The sequence below is a fragment of the Myxococcus sp. MISCRS1 genome (assembly GCF_026626605.1).
GTDB classification, from domain to species: domain Bacteria; phylum Myxococcota; class Myxococcia; order Myxococcales; family Myxococcaceae; genus Myxococcus; species Myxococcus fulvus.
In genome coordinates, this window is sequence record NZ_JAPNKB010000001.1 from 4,324,900 (window position 1) to 4,343,355 (window position 18,456).

16 protein-coding genes are annotated in these 18,456 nt (G+C 71.0%); 4 read left to right on the top strand and 12 right to left on the bottom strand.

The annotated features are described in order from the left end of the window. Positions 1-128: 128 nt before the first annotated feature. Positions 129-1,265, bottom strand: a complete 1,137-nt coding sequence (locus OWM54_RS16765) for a sensor histidine kinase (RefSeq protein ID WP_223749335.1) — start codon at positions 1,263-1,265, stop codon at positions 129-131. Beyond that, a complete protein-coding gene (locus OWM54_RS16770; protein WP_267698165.1) occupies positions 1,262-4,393 on the bottom strand; it encodes a GAF domain-containing protein in 3,132 nt (1,043 codons plus the stop codon). The genes OWM54_RS16765 and OWM54_RS16770 overlap by 4 nt, the downstream gene beginning before the upstream one ends. A 312-nt stretch (positions 4,394-4,705) precedes the next feature. Here OWM54_RS16770 and OWM54_RS16775 point away from each other — a divergent pair, with 312 nt between their 5' ends. Further along, positions 4,706-4,963, top strand: coding sequence for a hypothetical protein (locus OWM54_RS16775; RefSeq protein ID WP_267698166.1), 258 nt, complete (start codon positions 4,706-4,708; stop codon positions 4,961-4,963). Between the two features lie 49 nt (positions 4,964-5,012). Here the strand turns inward: OWM54_RS16775 and OWM54_RS16780 are convergent, their stop codons facing one another. Next, the gene (locus tag OWM54_RS16780) at positions 5,013-5,246 is read right to left on the bottom strand and encodes a hypothetical protein (RefSeq protein WP_267698167.1); all 234 of its coding nucleotides are present in this window, start codon (positions 5,244-5,246) and stop codon (positions 5,013-5,015) included. A gap of 55 nt (positions 5,247-5,301) precedes the next feature. Beyond that, the gene (locus OWM54_RS16785) at positions 5,302-6,102 is read right to left on the bottom strand and encodes an AraC family transcriptional regulator (protein ID WP_223782439.1); all 801 of its coding nucleotides are present in this window, start codon (positions 6,100-6,102) and stop codon (positions 5,302-5,304) included. A 135-nt stretch (positions 6,103-6,237) separates the two neighbouring features. On the opposite strand from OWM54_RS16785, the gene OWM54_RS16790 reads away from it, so the two are divergent. Continuing rightward, positions 6,238-8,475: a M9 family metallopeptidase gene (locus OWM54_RS16790; protein ID WP_223782438.1), complete on the top strand. Its 2,238-nt coding sequence runs from the start codon at positions 6,238-6,240 to the stop codon at positions 8,473-8,475. 47 nt (positions 8,476-8,522) lie between these two features. Here the strand turns inward: OWM54_RS16790 and OWM54_RS16795 are convergent, their stop codons facing one another. The 7 genes from OWM54_RS16795 to OWM54_RS16825 form a co-directional block, all read right to left on the bottom strand. Beyond that, positions 8,523-10,097, bottom strand: coding sequence for an aldehyde dehydrogenase (NADP(+)) (locus OWM54_RS16795; protein WP_267698168.1), 1,575 nt, complete (start codon positions 10,095-10,097; stop codon positions 8,523-8,525). Between the two features lie 80 nt (positions 10,098-10,177). Beyond that, positions 10,178-11,068 (bottom strand): dihydrodipicolinate synthase family protein, encoded by an 891-nt coding sequence (locus tag OWM54_RS16800; RefSeq protein ID WP_267698169.1) that lies wholly within the window; start codon positions 11,066-11,068, stop codon positions 10,178-10,180. Continuing rightward, positions 11,065-12,345 carry an NAD(P)/FAD-dependent oxidoreductase gene (locus OWM54_RS16805; RefSeq protein ID WP_267698170.1) on the bottom strand — a complete coding sequence of 427 codons (1,281 nt, stop codon included), beginning with the start codon at positions 12,343-12,345 and terminating at the stop codon, positions 11,065-11,067. Before OWM54_RS16805 ends, OWM54_RS16800 begins: the two co-directional genes overlap by 4 nt. Positions 12,346-12,455: 110 nt before the next feature. After that, the gene (locus OWM54_RS16810; protein ID WP_223749326.1) at positions 12,456-12,725 is read right to left on the bottom strand and encodes a (2Fe-2S)-binding protein; all 270 of its coding nucleotides are present in this window, start codon (positions 12,723-12,725) and stop codon (positions 12,456-12,458) included. Continuing rightward, positions 12,718-12,867 carry a hypothetical protein gene (locus OWM54_RS16815; protein ID WP_223749325.1) on the bottom strand — a complete coding sequence of 50 codons (150 nt, stop codon included), beginning with the start codon at positions 12,865-12,867 and terminating at the stop codon, positions 12,718-12,720. The genes OWM54_RS16810 and OWM54_RS16815 overlap by 8 nt, the downstream gene beginning before the upstream one ends. Continuing rightward, positions 12,860-13,996, bottom strand: a complete 1,137-nt coding sequence (locus tag OWM54_RS16820; RefSeq protein WP_267698171.1) for an NAD(P)/FAD-dependent oxidoreductase — start codon at positions 13,994-13,996, stop codon at positions 12,860-12,862. The genes OWM54_RS16815 and OWM54_RS16820 overlap by 8 nt, the downstream gene beginning before the upstream one ends. After that, positions 13,993-14,928: a 4-hydroxyproline epimerase gene (locus tag OWM54_RS16825; protein WP_267698172.1), complete on the bottom strand. Its 936-nt coding sequence runs from the start codon at positions 14,926-14,928 to the stop codon at positions 13,993-13,995. Before OWM54_RS16825 ends, OWM54_RS16820 begins: the two co-directional genes overlap by 4 nt. A 255-nt stretch (positions 14,929-15,183) precedes the next feature. On the opposite strand from OWM54_RS16825, the gene OWM54_RS16830 reads away from it, so the two are divergent. Continuing rightward, on the top strand, positions 15,184-15,483 hold the full coding sequence (locus tag OWM54_RS16830; RefSeq protein ID WP_267698173.1) for a hypothetical protein: 300 nt from the start codon (positions 15,184-15,186) through the stop codon (positions 15,481-15,483). 57 nt (positions 15,484-15,540) lie between these two features. Continuing rightward, complete coding sequence (locus tag OWM54_RS16835) at positions 15,541-15,840, top strand: hypothetical protein (RefSeq protein WP_223749321.1); 300 nt, start codon at positions 15,541-15,543, stop codon at positions 15,838-15,840. A 55-nt stretch (positions 15,841-15,895) separates the two neighbouring features. Here OWM54_RS16835 and OWM54_RS16840 read toward each other — a convergent pair whose 3' ends face one another. After that, the gene (locus tag OWM54_RS16840; protein ID WP_324289127.1) at positions 15,896-17,977 is read right to left on the bottom strand and encodes a methyl-accepting chemotaxis protein; all 2,082 of its coding nucleotides are present in this window, start codon (positions 17,975-17,977) and stop codon (positions 15,896-15,898) included. Positions 17,978-18,456: the final 479 nt, after the last annotated feature.

An 18,456-nucleotide genomic window follows, 5' to 3' on the forward strand; every position in this document is an offset into this window, starting at 1 on the left:
CCGGCCAGGTTGAACGCACCCCTGAAGGGTGTGTCCTCCTTCTTCCCGCCGCGACCCGTGCCGCGCGCCCGCCCGGCCCGCCCCTCGAGTCAGCGGGCGGGCGGCCAGGGGGTTGCCGGGGTGTCCCTTCACTCCTCGGTGACGAACTGCCGCGGCAGGCTCAGCCAGAAGGCCGTCCCCTCCTGGGCGGAGGACGACACGCCCAAGAGGCCCCCGTGGGCCCGGACGATTTCGTGGGTGATGTAGAGCCCCAGGCCCAGGCCGTTGCGCTGCGCGCTGCGCTTGTCCTGCGCGCGGCCGAAGGGGTCGAAGATGGAGCCCAGGCGCTCGGCGGGGATGGGCAGGCCCCAGTTGTGGACCTCCACCCGCACGCCGCCCTCCGCGTCCGCCACCGTCACGCGCACCACGGTGTCCTCCGGGGAGTACTGCACGGCGTTGCCCACCAGGTTCGACGCCGCCTGCGCGATGCGGTCCCCGTCCCAGTCCCCCCAGCCGTTGCCCGTGAGCGACAGCTCGAACTGGCGGCGCGGGTGCGCCACCTCCAGCTCCTCCACCACCTGGCGCAGCACCTCGTGCAGGTTCATCCGCGCCCGCTCCAGCACGTACCCCGCGCCCAGCCGCGTGCGCGTGAAGTCGAGCAAGTCATTGATCATCCGCGCCATGCGGTCCGCGGAGATGGAGATGCGGTTGATGGCCTTGCGCTGCGGCTCGCTCAAGCCCCCATGACGCAGCAGCAGTGACGCGTTGCCGGCGATGGCCTGCAGGGGGTTTCGCAAGTCATGGCCGAGGATGCCCAGGAACTGCTCGCGGAACGTGGCCGTGCGCCGCGCGGCCTCCTCGCGCTTGAGCCCCTCCTCCACCCGCTTGCGCTCGATGGCGTACCTGAGCGCGCGCACCAGCAGCGGCCCCGACACCTGGCCCTTCACCAGGTAGTCCTGCGCGCCCTCGTGCACCGCGCGCACCGCCAGGCGCTCGTCGTCCGTGCCGGTGAGCACCACCAGCGGCACCGACGGCGCGGCCTGGAGCAGCGGTGGGATGTTGCCCAGCCCGTGCCCGTCCGGCAGCGACAGGTCCAGGAGCACCGCGTCCACCGGCGGCCCCTCGCTCACCACGCGCACCGCGTCCGCCAGGCGCTCGACGTGGAGCACCTCGAAGCGCGTGGCGGTGACCTCGCGCAGCTCCTCCTGGAGCAGGAGCGCGTCGCCCGGGTTGTCCTCCACCAGCAACAGCCGCAGCGGGCGCTCCTCGGTGCCGATGTCACTCATGACGACACCTCGGAAGACGCGGGCACCGACGGCGCCAGCGGCAGGGTGAACCAGAACGTGCTGCCCTCGCCCACCTTGGACTCCACGCCGATGCGACCTCCCAGACGCTCCACGATTTTCTTGCAGATGGCCAGCCCGATGCCCGTCCCGGCGAACGACTCCTTGCCGTGCAGGCGCTGGAAGATAACGAAGATGCGCTCGAAGTCCTGCGCGTCGATGCCGATGCCCCAGTCCCTCACCGTGAAGCGCGCCTCCGCGCCCTTCACCTCGGCGGCCACCTCCACCCTGGGCGGCGCGGCCCCGTGGAACTTGAGCGCGTTGCCGATGAGGTTCTGGAACAACTGCACCAGCTGCGTCTCGTCCGCGAGCACCATCGGCAGCGGGCCTGTCTCGAGCTGGGCGCCCGACTCCTGCAGCGCCACCTGGAGGTTGGCCCGCGCCCGCTCCACCGCGCGCCCCGCGTCCACCGCGCGCGGCTCGCGGCCCTGCGTGCCCACGCGCGAGTACGTCAGCAGGTCCTGGATGAGCCGCTGCATGCGCGTGACGCCGTCCACCGCGTAGTGGATGAAGGTGTCCGCCTCCGCGTCCAGCTTGCCCTGGTAGCGCCGCGCGAGCAGCTGCGTGTAGCCGGCCACCATGCGCAGCGGCTCCTGCAGGTCGTGCGAGGCCACGTAGGCGAACTGCTGGAGCTCCTCGTTGGAGCGGGCCAGCTCCTTGGCGCGCAGCCGCAGCGAGTCCTCCGCGCGCCTGCGCTCCAGCCCCTGCGCGAGCGCGTCCGCCACCGCCGCCAGCGCCGCCACCTTGTCCTCGCCCAGCACCGTCCTGCTGTAGAGCCCCATCACGCCCACCAGCTGCCCGCGCACCAGCAAGGGGATGCCCGCGAACGAGCGCAGCCCCGTCTCGCGAATCCACGTCGGGTCCAGCACCCGGGCGTCGTGCTCCATCTTGTCCACCCAGACCTGCTCGCGCGTGCGGGCCACCTCCGCCACCAGGCTGCCGCCGTGCACCGCCACGCGCGCCCACTTCTCGCGCGGCGGCGCGAACACGCCCGCGTTGCCCACCAGCTCCAACATGGCGGAGCTGCGCGAGTACAGCCACAGCCGGGCCACCTGCGCGTCCAGGTGGCGCACCAGCGCCTCCGCGCAGCCCTGGAGGATGTCGGAGACGGAGCCCTCCTTCGCCAGGGCGCCGCTCATCTCCGCGCGCAGCGCCTCCAGCCTGCGGGCCACCTGCTCGCGGTCCAACCGGCGCAGGCCCTCCTCCACGCGGCGCTGGGCCGTCATGTCCGTGTTGGTGCCAATCCACTCGCGCAGCTTGCCGTCCGAGTGCAGCACCGGCACCGCGCGCGCCAGCGTGGGCGAGTACGTCCCGTCCGGGCGGCGCAGCCGGTATTCGACCTCGTACGGCTTCACGTCCGTCACCGCCGCCGTCCAGGCGCGGCTGGCCGCCTCCCGGTCCTCGGGGTGGACGGCGTCCAGCCAGCCGGTGCCCTTCCATTCGTCGTACGACTGGCCGGTGTACTCGCGCCAGGAGGGGCTGTCCTCCTCGATGAACCCATCCGGCCGCGTCACCCACACGGCCTGCGCGGTGGCGGTGACCAGGGAGCGGAAGCGCTCCTCGGCCCGGCGCGCGTCGCGGAACAGGCGCGCGTTGTCCAGCGCCACCGCGGCCTGGGACGCCACGCCCTCCACCAGCCGCGCGTGCTCCTCGCCAAAGCGCCCCGGCTCCGCGTGCCCGAAGAACAGCCCGCCGAGAATCTCCCCGGAGCGGCTCTTCACGGACACCGCCAGGTAGCTCCTCACCGGCAGGTGCCCCTGGGGCATGCCGTGGTACGGGGCGCTCCCGCCGTAGTCGGGCTGGCGCGTCACATCGTCGTACAGCCGCGAGCCCTCGCCCCGGAAGGTGGGGCCGAAGATGGCGGTGTTGCGCGGCATGGGCAGGTGGGCGAAGGACTCCCGGGGCGCGCCCGACAGCGTGTAGAGCAGGTAGGACTCGCCGCGCTCGTCCACGCGGTTCTCGAAGAAGGCGCCGAAGCCCGCGCCGGTGAGGGCCACCGTCTCGTCGGTGATGCGCTGGACGAGCACGCCCGGGTCCAGCTCCGACGACAGCGTCTCGCCGATGCGCAGCAGCGTCTGGGCGGTGCGCCGCTCCTCCTGGCTGCGGCGCAGCGAGGCCTGGGCCTCGCGGTACAGGCGCGCGGTGTCCACCGACAGCGCGGCGCGCGAGGCGAGCTGCTCGCCCAAGGCCAGGTCCGCCCGTCCGAAGCGCCGGCTGGACTCGGCCGTCACCAGCGTGAGCGCGCCCAGGGTGCGGCCGCGCGCCTTCAGGGGGATGAGCATGGCCGAGCGCAGGCCCAGCGCCGTGAGGAAGCGCAGGTGCTCCCGGTCCCGCGCCGCCAGGGCCAGCACGTCGTCGGACACGGACTCCAGCAACACGGGCCTGCCCGTGCGGATGACGGCCAGCACGCCGTTCGGGTCGTCCTCGCGGGGCGGGTAGCGCACCCGCACCTCCTCGGCCAGCCGCACCCGGCTGGGGTCCACGTGCGCCACCGCCACCTGGCGCGTGCCGCCGTCCTCCTCCACCAGCTCCACCGCGCACCAGTCCGCCAGCTGCGGCACCGCCAGCTTCGCCAGCAGCGCCAGCGTGTCGTCCAGGTCGAGCGCGGACGAGGACAGGAGCGCCCCCGCCTCCGCCAGGAAGCGCATGGACTCCGAGGCGCGCTTGGGCTCCTCGATGTCCGTGGTGGTGCCGAACCACTGGAGGATGTCGCCCTTGGCGCCGCGCAGGGGGCTGGCGCGGCCGAGCATCCACCGCCAGGCGCCATCATGGCGCCGGCAGCGGAACTCCACCTCGTAGGGCTCCCCCGTCGCGAGCGAGTGGGCCCAGCGCCTGCCGGCCTCCTGCGCGTCCTCCGGGTGGAAGATGCGCCACCAGCCGTCGCCCAGCGCCTGCTCGGGCGTCAGGCCGGTGTACTCGTACCAGCGGCGGTTGAAGTAGACATGGTGCCCGTCGGGGCGGGTCATCCAGACGAGCTGGGGGAGGCTCTCCAGGACCTGGAGGGACAGCGCGCCCGGGGACAGGTCCACGGTGGGGACCGGCGCCTCCGGGGGGGAGTGGGGAGGGGACATGGAGCGCACGTGACCTTAACAGTCCGCACAGGGACCGCCCTTTCGGCACCCCTGGGTTTTCCACCATCCGACAATCGTCCCCAGGGACAAGGCCCCGGCGGCTCCCTCCCCGGGAGGGACGGCTGCGACCCGCTGGGAATCCCTCGCTCCATACCTGATACCAGACACGCGACCTGTCATTTCATTGCGCCCCAATGCCTGACATCTCCAGCACGGCACGCGCCTCCAGCGAGTCTGGGTTCAACCGGCCGGAGGGCCACGAACTCGAATGACAGACGCGGGATTGCCGGGAGGCAGTCCGGACAGGCCGCCGTGGAGACCGCCATCGTCGTGCCGATGAGGGTCTTCAGGGTGCTGGGCATCATCCAACTGGAGACGCTCGCCGGCAGGACACTGGAGGTGAGCGAGTACTCCTACTCCGGCGGCATCACCGCCGGGTGGTCCGCCTCCGTGCCCAGCCTCGGGCTGGTGCGGATGAGCGGAGAGAGTCCCTTCCAGCTCGTGGACTCCGGCGTGGGCGGAGACCCGTGGAAGAAGCGTGCGGCCCCCGCGCCCGCCGCCCGGAAGTGAGCGTCAGCGAGAGGACGGCCCCAGCACCAACCCCTGAACTGAAGATACGTCACCACCCGCGCGCGGGCGGACAGCAGCGTCGCGCGACCCAGAGCCCCCTCACGGTGCTCAAGGACAACAGCACCTGCGCGCCCGAGGCCACGGCCACCGCGAACCCCATCATCGCCCGACGTCCGCAGAGCAGCAGGGACTCCTGGACGAGCCACGCCGCGCAGGCCCCGAAGAACCCCAGGGCCACGACATGGAACAGGACGGTGGACACGGGCAGCGTGAAGGCTTTCATGACCAGCCCGGAGCGCATCACACCTGCCAGGCTTTGGGGAAGCCCCCCAGGCCCCTCAGCGCTTGCGCCGGGACACGGCGGTGCCAGGGACGGACTCGACGAGCTGCCGGTACTCGCGGGGACTCAGGCCCGTCACCTGCTTGAACTGGCGTGACAGGGCGCTCTGGTCGCAGAAGCCCACGGACAGCGCGATGGCGGCGATGGGCTCGCGCACGTCCTCCACCAGTCGCTCCGCCGCGGCGTCGATGCGCGTCTTCATGATGAACTGCCCCGCGGAGAGCTGGAAGATGCGCCGCATCCGCCGCTCGAACTGCGCCGCGGACATGCCCGCGCGCCGCGCCAGCGAGTCGATGCGCAGCCGCTCCCCGTAGTTCGCCTGGATGAAGTCGATGGTCGCCGCGAAGCGCTCGTCCACCAGCCCCGCGCGCCCCGGCTCGTGGATGTCCTTTGACAGACACGCCAGCCCCATCACGTCGCCCGTGGCGTCGAACAGCGGCACCTTGCTCGTCAGACACCAGCCCGGCTCGCGGTTGTTGAACAGCGTCAGGTCCAGGTTGTCCACCAGCGGGCGCCCCGTGCGGAACACCTTCTCGTCCTGCCGCACGTACCGGTCCGCCATGTGCTGGGGGAACAGCTCGTGCGCCGTGCGCCCCACCGCCGCCGCCTTGCTCTTCAGCCCGCAGCGCTCCGCGCACGCCTCGCTGATGCACACGTACCGGCCCTGGATGTCCTTCACCGAGAAGACGATGTCCGGCACCCGGTCGAACAGCGCCTCCGCGAACAGCGGGTTCGTCACCCGCCCCATGAACTCCACCCGCCAGTGCTCCAACGCCTCTCGCCCTTTGGTCGTTTCCATTCATCCCCGCGTGGGAAAGACACAAGAACAGCGCACCGGCCCAGGAATACCTTGAACACCGCGTGAAACCCACGTCGGCGTCGTCCAGTCCTGTCGACACCGTGCGGCAAAGCCCCCACCCCGAGGAGCACGAGCATGCGCAGTCCAATCACGGATTGGTGTCGCTGTCACATCGTCCTCGCCCTCTGTATCGGAGTCTTCGCCCCTGGAGCGGACGCCCGCCCCGGGGCTCCCCCGCCGACCGGGTCCGCCCAGCGCCTTCACGGGCTGGAGCATGCCCATCAGCGCATCCTGCCCGAAGAGCGCTCGCCCGACGTCGCGCCGGAGCAACTCCGTCAGGAGCTCGCCCCACCGCCTCCCGCCCGGGCGTTGCTGGCCGCCTGTGACACGGCGGCCTTCGGCTCGGCCAGCGGCGCGGCGCTCGTCACCCTGGTGAAGGGCTCCACGGAGGCGTGCGTCAACACGCTGTTCGGTGTCACCGGCACGCTGGCGCGGCAGGTGTTCATCGAGAGCAAGATGGTCACCATCGCCAACGCGCTCACCACCAGCGCACAGGGCTACGTGGGGGACAACAGCGGGCAGACGCTCCAGCTCATCCTGTTCCTCCGGGCCGGGTACTACGTGCAGTTCTACAGCCCGGACGTGGTGGGGGCGTACGGCACGGCGCTCGGCAACGCCATCCGTCCGGCGCTGGCGGCCTTCGTCGCCAACAGCCACTTCCGGGACGTCAACGACGCGCACGGCGCGGTGCTGCGGGAGTTCGTCACGCTCATCGACAGCGCGGGGGAGAGCGCGCGGCACCTGGCGACGTTCAAGGGGCTCCTGGACCGCTTCAACACCACCGCCGAGACGTTCTGGTACATGCGCGCCGCCACCAACAACGTCTTCGTCGGCCTGTTCCGGGGACACTACGACGCGGCCTTCATCGCGGCCGTGCAGCAGGACAGCGCCATCATCGACGCGCTGGAGTCCTTCGGCCTGCGCACCGAGCACCTGCTGGGCACGGACAACCAGTACCTCACGGTCAACGCCGCGCGCGAGCTGGCGCGCTTCCTCCAGTACCCGGGCGCGCTCCAGGACAAGTCGCGTCCCAAGGTGCGGGCGCTCATCGCGAACCACCAGATGACGGGGCCCACGGCGGGCGTCTGGGTGGGCGCCGCGGAGATGGCGGACTACTACGACGGCGCGAACTGCGCGTACTACGGCATCTGTGACTTCCGTCGCACGCTGGAGCAGGCGGTGTTGCGCGTGACGTACAACTGCGGCGCGACGTTGCGCATGCGCGCGCAGGACATGACTTCTTCGCAGTTCAGCCAGAGCTGCGCCAAGCTCGCCGCGCAGGAGACGTACTTCCACGACATGCTGAAGACGGGGCGCGTGCCGGTGGCCGGGGACAACAACACCGCGCTGGAGATGGTCATCTTCGACAGCAGCCTGGACTATCAGACGTACGCGGGGGCGCTGTTCGGCATCGACACGAACAACGGTGGAATGTACCTGGAGGGAGACCCTTCCGCGTCGGGCAACCAGGCGCGGTTCATCGCCTACGAGGCGGAGTGGGTGCGGCCCACGTTCCAGATATGGAACCTGGAGCACGAGTACGTGCACTACCTGGATGGCCGCTTCGACATGAAGGGCGACTTCGGCGCCAGCGTGAGCCAGCCCACCATCTGGTGGATTGAGGGCCTGGCCGAGTACATCTCGAAGAAGAGCGACAACGCGAGCGCGGTGGCGGTGGGGGCCGGCAAGGCGTTCCAGCTCAGCCAGATTCTGCGCAACGACTACAACAGCGGCACGGAGCGCGTGTACACGTGGGGCTACCTCGCGGTGCGCTTCATGTTCGAGCGGCACGCGGACCAGGTGGGCACGTTCCTGGGACAGTTCCGGGCGGGGAGCTACGCCGCGTATCGCCAGTCACTCGACGCGCTGGGCACGGCGAACGACCCGGAGTTCCACGAGTGGTTGACGTGCGTGGCCACCGCGAGCGACCCGAGCACCTGTGTGAATCCAGGTCCGGGGCCAGGGACGGGGACACCGTGCACGGGCTCCGACTCCAGGATGCTGGGCAATGGCTGCTACCGCGGGCCGCTGTCCGCGACGAGCGGGTTGCAGTACTTCTACCTGTGGGTGCCCAATGGCGCGCGCAACCTGCGCTTCCAGATGAGCGGCGGCACGGGCAACGCGGACCTGTACGTGCGCGCCTCGACGTGGCCCAGCCTCACGACATACGACCACCGGCCCTACCTGTCAGGCAATGACGAGACGGTGGACATCCCGTCACCGCCGACCGGCAGCTACATCTATCTGATGCTCAACGCCCGGACGCCCTACTCGGGCGTGAAGCTGGAGGCCCGCTTCGACACGGGGCCGTAAGACGCGGCACGACTCCCGGGTGGACGTGGCGCCACCTGGGAGTCGACTCACTCCCGCTTCAACACGCCATCCACCGTGCGCCACAGGCCGAGCGGGTTCGACTCGCGCAGTTCGGGCGGCAACAGCGCATCCGGCACGTCCTGGTAGCACACGGGCCGCACGAAGCGGCGGATGGCCCCGGTGCCCACCGCGGTGAAGCGCCCATCCGAGCTGGCCGGGAAGGGACCGCCGTGCACCATCGCCGGACAGACCTCCACGCCCGTGGGCACCCCGTTCACCAGCACGCGCCCCACGCGGTCCGTCAGCACGGGGAACAGCTCCGCCGCCACCGCCGTGTCCCCCGCGTCCATCAACACCGTCGCCGTGAGCTGTCCCTCCAGTCCGGACGCCACGCGCACCAGCTCCGCCGCGTCCTTCGCCGGCGTCAGCACCGCGCAGCTACCGAACACCTCCTCGGTCAGCGCGTGCTCCGCGAGCACCACCGTGGCCGGCGCCTCGAACAGCGCCGCGGCCCCGAGCGCCGCCCGAGACTCACCCCGCACACAGGTCCGGGTGTCCGTGCGCGCCGCGAGCCGGCCGACGCCCTCACGGAAGCGCTCGGCGATGTTCGGCGTCAGCATGGGCGCGGGCGACGCCGCACCGAGCTTCTCCGCCAGCCGCGCGCGGAAGGCCTCGTACCCCGGCCCCTCCACCGCCACGACCAGGCCGGGCGAGGTGCAGAACTGTCCCGCCCCCTGGAGAATCGACGCGGCCAGCGAGTCCGCCATCGCCTCGGGTCGCGCGGCCAGGGCCTCCGGCAACACGAAGATGGGATTGATGGAGCCCATCTCCGCGAAGACGGGAATGGGCAGGGGACGGGAGGCCGCCAGCGCCATCAACGCCTGTCCTCCCTGACGCGAGCCCGTGAAGCCCACCGAGCGGATGGCCGGGTGACGCACCAGCGCCGCGCCCACCTCCGTGCCCGCGTCGAACAGGAGCGAGAAGACGCCCTCGTGCAGACCGCACGCGACCACGGCGGCGCGGATGGCCACGGCCGCGCGCTCGGACGTCGCCGGGTGCGCAGGGTGGGCCTTGGCCACGACGGGACAGCCCGCGGCCAGCGCGGACGCGGTGTCACCTCCGGCCACGGAGAACGCGAGCGGGAAGTTGCTCGCGCCGAACACCGCCACCGGTCCCACCGGGCGCAGCATCGAGCGCAGGTCCGCGCGCGGCAGGGGCTTCCTGTCGGGCATCGCGTGGTCGATGCGCGCATCCACCCAGCTGCCCTCCTCCAACAGTCGCGCGAACTGGCGGAACTGTCCCGCCGCGCGGCCCAGCTCGCCCTGGATGCGCGCGGGAGGCAGGCCCGTCTCCTTCGGCGTCACCGCGAGGAAGTCCGCCTCCGCCGCGAGGAGCGCCTCGGCGATGTGCTCCAGGAACACCGCGCGCTGCCGCGAGGACAGGGCCGCGAGCGACGGCGCCGCCTCCGCCGCGAGCGAGCACGCCCGCTCCACCTCATGCGGCCGCGCGGCGTGGAAGCGCACCTCCAGCGCCACGCCCTCCGCCGGGTTCCATCCGGTGAACGTCGCGCCACCGGGCTCGCCGCGCCCGGCGCCAATCAACGACAATCCCATCCAGCTCATGCCACTACCTCACGTCGGGGAGGGACACGGCCGTGCCCCTCGAAGCTTCGACCTCGGCTACGTCACACCACGAATCGGCCCTACAGCGCGGGGCGGTTCGCCAACGCCTCGCGCAGCACGCGCAGGCACTCCTCACGCTCGGCGCCCACCAGCTCCATCCGGGGCCCGCGCACCCGCTCGTGGCCCCAGCCCATCTCCTGCTGCACCAGCTTGATGAGCTGGACGAACTTGGGGACGGTGTCCAGGCGCAACAGCGGCAGGAACCACCGGTACAGCGCGAACGCAGCGTCCTTCTTGCCGGCCAGGGACAGCTCGAGCAGGCGCACCGACTCGGCGGGGAAGGCATTCACCAGCCCGGCCACCCAGAAGCGCGCGCCCGCCTCCACGCCCTCGACGAGGCAGTCATCCACGCCCACGCCCAGGGTCAGCCGGTCGCCCAGCAGGGCGCGGATGCCGGTGACGCGGCGGGCATCGGTGGAGGACTCCTTCACGGCGACCGCATTGTCGTGCTCGGCGGCCAGCTCCGCCAGCTGCGCGGGCGTGAAGTCCGTCTTGTAGGCCACGGGGTTGTTGTAGAGCAGGCACGGCAGCTTCGTGGCGCGGAGGACCGTGGACATGTGCGCCTTCATCTCGCGCCAGTCGCTCGAATAGACATACGGCGGCAGCACCATGAGGCCGGCGCACCCGGCCTCCTCGGCGGCGCGGGCCAGCCGCACGGCCTCGGCGGTGGACAGCGCGGCGATGCCGGGGATGACGGGCGCCTTCACAGCGGACACGCACGTGCGCATCAGCGCGGCCTTCTCCTCGGAGGTCAGCGTCGCGCCCTCGCCCAGCGAGCCGCAGGGGATGATGCCCGTGCAGCCCTGGGAGATGAGCCACTGCACGTGCGAGCGCACCGCGCCGTGGTCGACGGACAGGTCCGCGTTGAAGGGGGTGGTGATGGCGGGGAGGACACCGGACCAGAGGCTCATGACTTGCTCGTGTGGGAAGGGGAAACGTCGGAGGGAGGAAGGCGCAGGCTGCCGATGCGCGCGGGGAGACAGGGCGGGCGCACGTCCTCGCCCGACCAACCAAAGAGCGTCTGCGCCGCGGGGCCGCAGGTGCGCCCCTGACACGCGCCCATGCCCAGCCGGGCGTACAGGCGCGCCTCGCGCAGATTCGTGCAGCCCTCCAGCGCGGACAGGGGCACGTCTTCACAGCGGCACAGCAGGGTGTCGGGCCGGGCCAGTCGGCGCAGCTCCTCGCGGGGTGCGTCGTGCCGCGCGAGGTGGACGGAGAAGTCGCGCACGCCTCGCCAGGCACGGGTGAGAGACTCGGGGACGGGACGGTCCGCGGCGACAAAGCCCGCGAGCTCGCCGGTGACGAGCGCCTGGTCCACACCGCCGATGCCGAGCAGCTCGCCCACGGCGTGCACGCGAGGGACGCGGGTCTCCAGTCGGTCGTCCACGAGGACCGCGCCGTGGGAGACCTCGCAGCCCAGCAGCCGGGGCAGCTCCAGGTTGGGCACAAGGCCATAGGACGCGCCCAGGTAGTCGCAGCGCAGGTGCTCCTCGTGGCCTCGCACGGACAGGCGCACGGACTCCAGGCGGTCCGTGCCCTCGGCGGCGAGCACCCACGCGTCCGTGGACGTGGGGACGCTGATGAGCTTCGCGGTCATCACCGCGCCCTGGAGCAGCTTCGAGGGATGGCGCCAGAGCTGGAGCGCGAAGCGCCAGTGGTCCGCGGCGGGAGCCTGCTCGGCGATGGAGAGGACCTCTCCGCCGTGGGACTGAATCGTCGCGGCGGCGGCGAGGAGCAGCGGCCCCGTGCCCGCGAGCACCACGCGCTTGCCGCGAATCGGCAGGCCGTCCTTCACGAGCACCTGGAGACCGCTGACACCGAGCACACCGGGGAGCGTCCAGCCGGGGAACGGGAGGAAGCGCTCACGTGCACCCGTGGCCAGGATGGCGCGGCCATGGTGCACGGTGAACGAGGAGGCACCCTCCTCCACCAGGAGCACACCGGGCTCGGGCGAGGCGATGACCCGCGCACCAGGACGGAAGCGGGCCCCAGAGGCGGCGAAGCGCGTGAGCCACTTGCGCGCGAGCGGGTTCTTCCCCGTCCGTGCCTCACCGCGCCAGATCTGCCCACCGGGATCGGGCTGCGCATCGAGGACCAGGACCTTCAATCCCGCCTCGGCCGCATGACAGGCGGCGGCGAGCCCACCGGGTCCCGCGCCGACGATGACGACGTCACACGTCTCACGCATCGGGGCGCTCCTGTTCGGACACACAGCGGGCCGTGACGCACAGGAGACGGCGAGCCTCGCACCCACTCGGCAACGAGGAGGAGACACGCGCAACTCCGGGCATGAATCCCTCACCCATCGGTCACCACCTCCAGGTCGTCACGACACGGCGTCAGGCACGTGAGGACCTCCGACACGCCGTCGACGGTGGCCCGACACTCGAAGCACACGCCCATGCCGCACAGCGGGCCCCTAGGACGTCCACCCAGGTCCGCGCGGCTGACGAACCGCTCCGTCATCGCGAGCGCCGCGGCCACGGAGGTGCCCGAGGGAACGGTGACGGCTTGCCCGTTGATACGCAGCGTGACGGAGGCAGGTGCCTTGCGCGACGGCTCACCCATGGGGCACCTCGCGACGACGCGGCCTCCAGGAGCCTTGCGACTCCTGCTCATGCATCAGCCCACCGGCGGCGTAGAGCGACGAAGCGCCCATCCATGGGCGGCGCACGTCCGTCGAGGCGCCCTGCGGCACCCACTCACGCATGCGCCACCTCGCGAGTCGCCCCACCCAGGAAGCGAGAGGGCGAGTACGCCGACACATCGATGGCGCTCTTACGCCCGAGCATCTGGTCCGCGACCAGCCGCGCGCTCCCCGTGGCGGTGGTGATGCCCAATCCCTCATGCCCACAAGCCAGCCACAGCCACGGCTTCTCCGGATGCGCTCCCAAGAGCGGCAGTCCATCCGGGCTCGCCGGACGCAGTCCCGTCCACACGCGCAGCGCCTGCAAGCCATCGAGTCCCGGGAGGAACATCGCCGCGCGCTTCAGCATGCGCTCCAGGATGACGGCTTCCACCTCACGGCTCGCCTCCCCGGGCTGCCGCGACGACCCGAGCAGCAACTGCCCGGTGACCCGGGGCTGCGCATTGAACGCGACCGACGCCCCATCCGTGCCATGCGCGCTCTTCAGGTACCCCAGCTCCACGAGCTGGTGATGCACCACGGGAGCACCGCGCCGCGTGATGAGCAGATGTCCCTTGCGCGGAGAGATGGGCAGCTCCGGACAGAGCGAGAGACTCGCCACGCCCGCCGCGAGCACCACCCGCCCGGCCTTCAGTACCTCCCCGTTCGTCAGGAAGACACCTTCGGGCCGCAGCTCCCGGACCTGACATCCCGTCATCACCTTCGCCCCACGCGCCTGCGCCCTCTGCGCGAAGGTCCGCGCGGCCACCGGCGGATACAGCACGGCGTCATCCGGCACCCGCAGCGCACCGACGAGCCCGGGGGCCAACGCAGGCTCCGCCTCGTACAACGCGGCCGCATCCAACACCTCGGCCCGAACACCCGCGGCGCGATAATTGGCGACCTTCGCGGAGACGGCGGCCATCTCCTCGTCATCCGCCGCCAGCCACAAGGTGCCGCACGCGTCGTACTCCACGGCGCGCGGCAGCCCCTGCGCGAGCTGCCGCCAGAGCGACACGGAGTACGCGGTCAACGCGAGCTCCGCCGCGTTGTCATCCATCGCGACCAGGTGCCCCATCCCGCACGCGGTGGTCGCGGTGCCGATGGAGCGCGCCTCGACGAGCGCCACGGACATCCCCTCGGTGGACAGCGCCTCCGCGAGCGCCGCGCCGACGATGCCACCGCCGACGATGACGCAGTCGAAGGCGCTCATCCGATGCCCCACGCGAACGGGTCCTTCGGGTCCACCAGCAGCGTGGCCTCCGCGTTGACAGAAGCCGTGCCCGTAATCGTGGGCAGGACACGCTCGCCATCACGCACGTAGCGCGCCTGGAAGCGGCTGCCGATGATGCTCTCCTGCACCCACGTGTCGCCCTCGGCGAGCGCGCCCTCCGCGGCCAGACACGCCACCTTCGCGCTCGTCCCCGTGCCACACGGAGAACGGTCATACGCGAGCCCCGGGCACAGCACGAAGTTGCGCGCATCCACGCCCGGCGTCGGCGACGGCGCATACAGCTCCACGTGGTCGATCTCCGCGCCGCCCTCCCCCGTGATGCCCTGGTCCGCGAGCGCCTGCTTGATGGCGGACGTGTACGCGAGCAGCGACGGCACCCGCGCCAGCTCCAGCGGAGGGTTCGTCGCGCGCGAGAGGAAGAACCAGTTGCCGCCCCACGCGATGTCGCCGTGCACCACGCCATGCCCGGGCACGTCCACCTTCACGTCGTGCGCCCAGCGGTAGCTGGGCACGTTGGCGATGCTGACGCTCCCGTCCGGGTGCAGGGTGGCCTTCACCACGCCCACGGGCGTCTCCAGCGCGTGCACGCCGGGGCCGATGCGGCCCAGGTGCTCCAGCGTCTTCACCACGCCGATGGTCCCATGGCCACACATGCCCAGGTAGCCCACGTTGTTGAAGAAGATGATGCCCGCGACGCTCGAGGGGCTGACGGGCGGGCACAACAGCGCGCCCACCATGACGTCCGAGCCCCGGGGCTCGCAGACGATGGCCTTGCGGAAGTCGTCGAAGCGCTCCCGGAACCGCTCGCGCAAGCTCGCCAGGTCGCCCGTGCCCAGCTCCGGGCCCCCCTCCGTCACCACCCGCGTGGGCTCTCCACCTGTATGACTGTCGATGACTCGAATGCGCCGCATGCGGACCACTCCCTCCACCCGGGCCTCCCGCATGCAACCCTAGGAGTCCTGGAGCGCGGTTTCTTGCGCGATTCGACCACACCCACGTGGCAAACACGCAAATGCGCCGGGAGCGAGCACCCCTCCATCCCCGCCCCGCGCCGCCACGGCCTCGGCACCGGGTGACGCACCCGGCCACGGCGCCCGCCTCACGGCCCTGGCCGCGTGTCAGCCCTTCGGGCGAGGCTGTGCCTCCTCACGCAAAGGGAGCACGCAATGAACCTTCGGAAGCGAAGTGGAGTTGTCGTGGTGGCCTTCTTCCTGACGGCCTGTGGTCCGGACTCCGATGCCAAGAGCCCCCAGGCCCGGGACACGTCCACGCAGCAGCGAATCTCGGACCCGTGGACGTGTGACCCCGCGGACTGGTGCCGGGTCGACTCACACACCCTCGACTGCCCTCCCGGCGCCCCCGAGACGGTCGCCTACGCCTGGCCCACCCAGGGGGGTGGATTCTGCACCCAGCGCTTCGCGTGTGGTCCCTTCCACCCGCTCTGCGCCGGCCCCATCGAGCCGTAAGCCGGATGGCATCCGTCATGGAATAGCATCTGTTCCTCACCCCTCAAGGAGCACGACATGCATCCACGCAACTTCCTGGGAGTCATGCTGACGGCCGCGGTCCTCACGGGCTGCGGAGTCGCTCACGACGGCGAGGAGCAGGTCCAGGACGGGACGTCCCGGAGCGCCAGCGACGTCTGCGACGGCACGACGGCCTGGGAGTACTACTACTACGCGGACCCCTCGATGAGCGGTGAGCCCACCGGCGTGGTCATCTGCAAGTGCCGCGGCGTCATCCAGACCTGGGGCGACACCACGCCCACGCCCTATTACTACTACTGGAGTGGCCTGTGCGGCGGCGGTGAAGCCGCCCACTGAGGCCGCTTCCTCCCTCTCGTCCACGCCGCGAGGAGCGTGGACGAGACGCACTCCCTCAGCTGCCCAGCGTGCCGGACTCGAGCGCCTTGCGCGCCGAGCCGGCCATGCTCTGCGCCAGCGTCTGCACCGAGCGCGTCACGTTGCGCGTCTCCTCGACGACCCGCAGCGTCTGCTGCATCTGCCCCGACATGTCCTGGATGGCCACGGCGATCTGCGACGTGCCCGCGTCCTGCTGTGACACGGCCGCCGAAATCTGCCGCACGCTGTTGCTCGTGTCGCCGATGATGCCCGCGAGCTTGCGCAGCTGCGTGCCGGAGACGCGCACCGCCTCCACGCTCACCCGGACGCGCTGCTCGCCCTGCTCGCTCATCTTCGCCGCCTCGCGCATGCTGCTGCTCACACCCTCCAGCACCTCGCGGATGCGCTGGGTGGCCAGGATGGACTGGTCCGCGAGGCTGCGCACCTCGCGAGACACCACGCTGAAGCCCCGGCCGTGCTCGCCGCTGCGCGCCGCCTCGATGGCCGCGTTCACCGCGAGCATGTTGGACTGGTCCGCCAGGCCCTTCACCGTGTCGACGATGCCCGCGATCTCCCGCGTCCGCTCATCGAGCGCGAGGATGCGCCGCGCCATCTCCGACACCTCCTCGCGGATGGCCTCCAGGTTCGTCAGCGTCTTGTCCAGCGCCGCGCCGCCGTCGCGCCCCGCCTCCTCCGCGGCGACGATGGACTCGGCCAGCACACGCGCCTTGTCCGCCGTCACCAGCGAGCCCTGGCGAATCTCCTGCACCGTCTGCTCCAGCTCCTTGAGCGCCGTCGCCTGACGACCGATGCCGTCCGTCTGCTCCTCGCTCGAGGTGCGCAGCTGCTGCGCCACCGTGGCCAGCTCCCCGGCGCCGGTGCCCATGCCCTCGGCCAGCTCGCGCACGTCCTTGCGCCGCGCCTCCAGCTGGCTCGCGTGCGACGACAGCGAGCGCACCACATGCGAGGAGCGCCGCGCCACGATTCCCACCAGCGACGCGGTGAAGGCGAGGAAGCCCCAGTGGATGAACATCCCCTCCATCTTCACCCAGCCCAACAGCGGCAGCATCGCCGCCACCAGGACCAGGGTGAGCACCCCCAGGCCCGCGCTGAAGATGCGCGCGTCGACGTTGCCCCGGAGCGCGGCCACCACCGCGACGATGACGTACGTCAGCAGGACCGGGATGGAGTACAGCATGAGCACCTGGAACAGCCGGCTCGCCGTCCCCAGGTCCACCATGGCCACCACGGCCTGCAGCGCGGCGAGCACCGTCACCGTCCACACCACCGCGCTGAACCAGCGCGTGCGCCCCTCCAGGATGCCCTCCTGGATGAACCAGCCCAGCCCCGGCAGCACGCAGTAGGCCGCGAGGAACGTGGCGCGCCACAGCGACAGCTCCACGCCCCACACCGCGCTCACCACCCCGCTCATGCCCACGAGCAGCACGCCCGCGCCGCCGGAGAACACGCCGAGCGCCAACAACATGCGCCGCTGCCGCCCCAGCAGCGACATGCCCAGCGCCACCTGCGCGATGACCAGCAGCAGGTTGCCGGTGACGAGACAGCCCAGCCCCGTGCGCACCACCCGCGCCAGCAGCTCGTGGCGAGGCCCCACCCGCGCGTGCTGGCTCACGCCCACGGCCGCCGTGCTGCTCTGGATGCGCAGCAGCACCCGCGAGCCCTGCGCGGAGGCGGGCAGCGGAATCAGCTGCGCCCAGATGGACTCGCGCACCTCGGTCCCCGACGGGTTCAGCTTCCCGTTCGCGTAGACACGCTGGCCGTCGACATAGACCTCGTACGCGTTGGTCACCGAGCCCAGCATCAGCGCGGGCTCACCCCATCCACCTCGAGGCACGGGGATGCTCACCCACAACATCGTGTGCGCTTCCCGACCCGGCGGGACCTTCAGCGCCTCCATCGACTTCCAGTCGACCTTGTCGGGCTCCTTCGCCCACGTGGGCACGCCGTCCGGCCCCAGCGGTGAGTCTCCCCAGTGATGGAGCCACCCGTCCTTCAACTCCATGACGCTCGCGGCGCGTGTCTGCGCCTGGGCCGCGGAGCTCCACGCCAGCACCAGCATCCAGCACAGCACCACCAGCCAACGCGTGGATTGCGACACGCGGTGACGCCCTCTGCAAACAGCAGGACCGCGACGCGAGACACGACACGACGACGACACGCGCTGCGAGACAGGAGACCAAGACATGTATGGCGATGCTCGTGTGTTCGAGACATCGCTGTAAACGGGTCCACCCCACCCCGCCCGTCTGCTCCTTCCCCGCGTGTGAGCAGGCTCGAGACGGACGTCGACACTTGGAACACTGCTCCACTGTCTTCATGGAACAAACTCGCGTCACGCGAGCCAATCACGAACAAACCGCGAGCTGTGTCATGCCTGTATCCATGTCGACACGCTGTATCGGGGCGCCGGCCCTGAAGAGGCCCTCCGCCGAGCGGGTCAACGGTCCGGGCCGCCTCCCCACCTGCCCGGGTGGGATTGTTGCCCGGTGAGGGTTACTTCCGGCCGCTCAAGGATTTCCGGCTAATCCGTCGTTAAGAAGGAGCACGGAGATGGTTCCGGGGGCGGTCCAGGTAGGA

Excerpts from the sequence above, each read along its gene's own strand:
- OWM54_RS16765 (WP_223749335.1), bottom strand. The coding sequence starts at position 1,265 with ATGAGTGACATCGGCACCGAGGAGCGCCCGCTGCGGCTGTTGCTGGTG.
- OWM54_RS16770 (WP_267698165.1), bottom strand. The coding sequence starts at position 4,393 with ATGTCCCCTCCCCACTCCCCCCCGGAGGCGCCGGTCCCCACCGTGGAC.
- OWM54_RS16780 (WP_267698167.1), bottom strand. The coding sequence starts at position 5,246 with ATGAAAGCCTTCACGCTGCCCGTGTCCACCGTCCTGTTCCATGTCGTG.
- OWM54_RS16785 (WP_223782439.1), bottom strand. The coding sequence starts at position 6,102 with ATGGAAACGACCAAAGGGCGAGAGGCGTTGGAGCACTGGCGGGTGGAG.
- OWM54_RS16790 (WP_223782438.1), top strand. The coding sequence starts at position 6,238 with ATGCGCAGTCCAATCACGGATTGGTGTCGCTGTCACATCGTCCTCGCC.
- OWM54_RS16795 (WP_267698168.1), bottom strand. The coding sequence starts at position 10,097 with ATGAGCTGGATGGGATTGTCGTTGATTGGCGCCGGGCGCGGCGAGCCC.
- OWM54_RS16800 (WP_267698169.1), bottom strand. The coding sequence starts at position 11,068 with ATGAGCCTCTGGTCCGGTGTCCTCCCCGCCATCACCACCCCCTTCAAC.
- OWM54_RS16805 (WP_267698170.1), bottom strand. The coding sequence starts at position 12,345 with ATGCGTGAGACGTGTGACGTCGTCATCGTCGGCGCGGGACCCGGTGGG.
- OWM54_RS16810 (WP_223749326.1), bottom strand. The coding sequence starts at position 12,725 with ATGGGTGAGCCGTCGCGCAAGGCACCTGCCTCCGTCACGCTGCGTATC.
- OWM54_RS16815 (WP_223749325.1), bottom strand. The coding sequence starts at position 12,867 with ATGCGTGAGTGGGTGCCGCAGGGCGCCTCGACGGACGTGCGCCGCCCA.
- OWM54_RS16820 (WP_267698171.1), bottom strand. The coding sequence starts at position 13,996 with ATGAGCGCCTTCGACTGCGTCATCGTCGGCGGTGGCATCGTCGGCGCG.
- OWM54_RS16825 (WP_267698172.1), bottom strand. The coding sequence starts at position 14,928 with ATGCGGCGCATTCGAGTCATCGACAGTCATACAGGTGGAGAGCCCACG.
- OWM54_RS16830 (WP_267698173.1), top strand. The coding sequence starts at position 15,184 with ATGAACCTTCGGAAGCGAAGTGGAGTTGTCGTGGTGGCCTTCTTCCTG.
- OWM54_RS16835 (WP_223749321.1), top strand. The coding sequence starts at position 15,541 with ATGCATCCACGCAACTTCCTGGGAGTCATGCTGACGGCCGCGGTCCTC.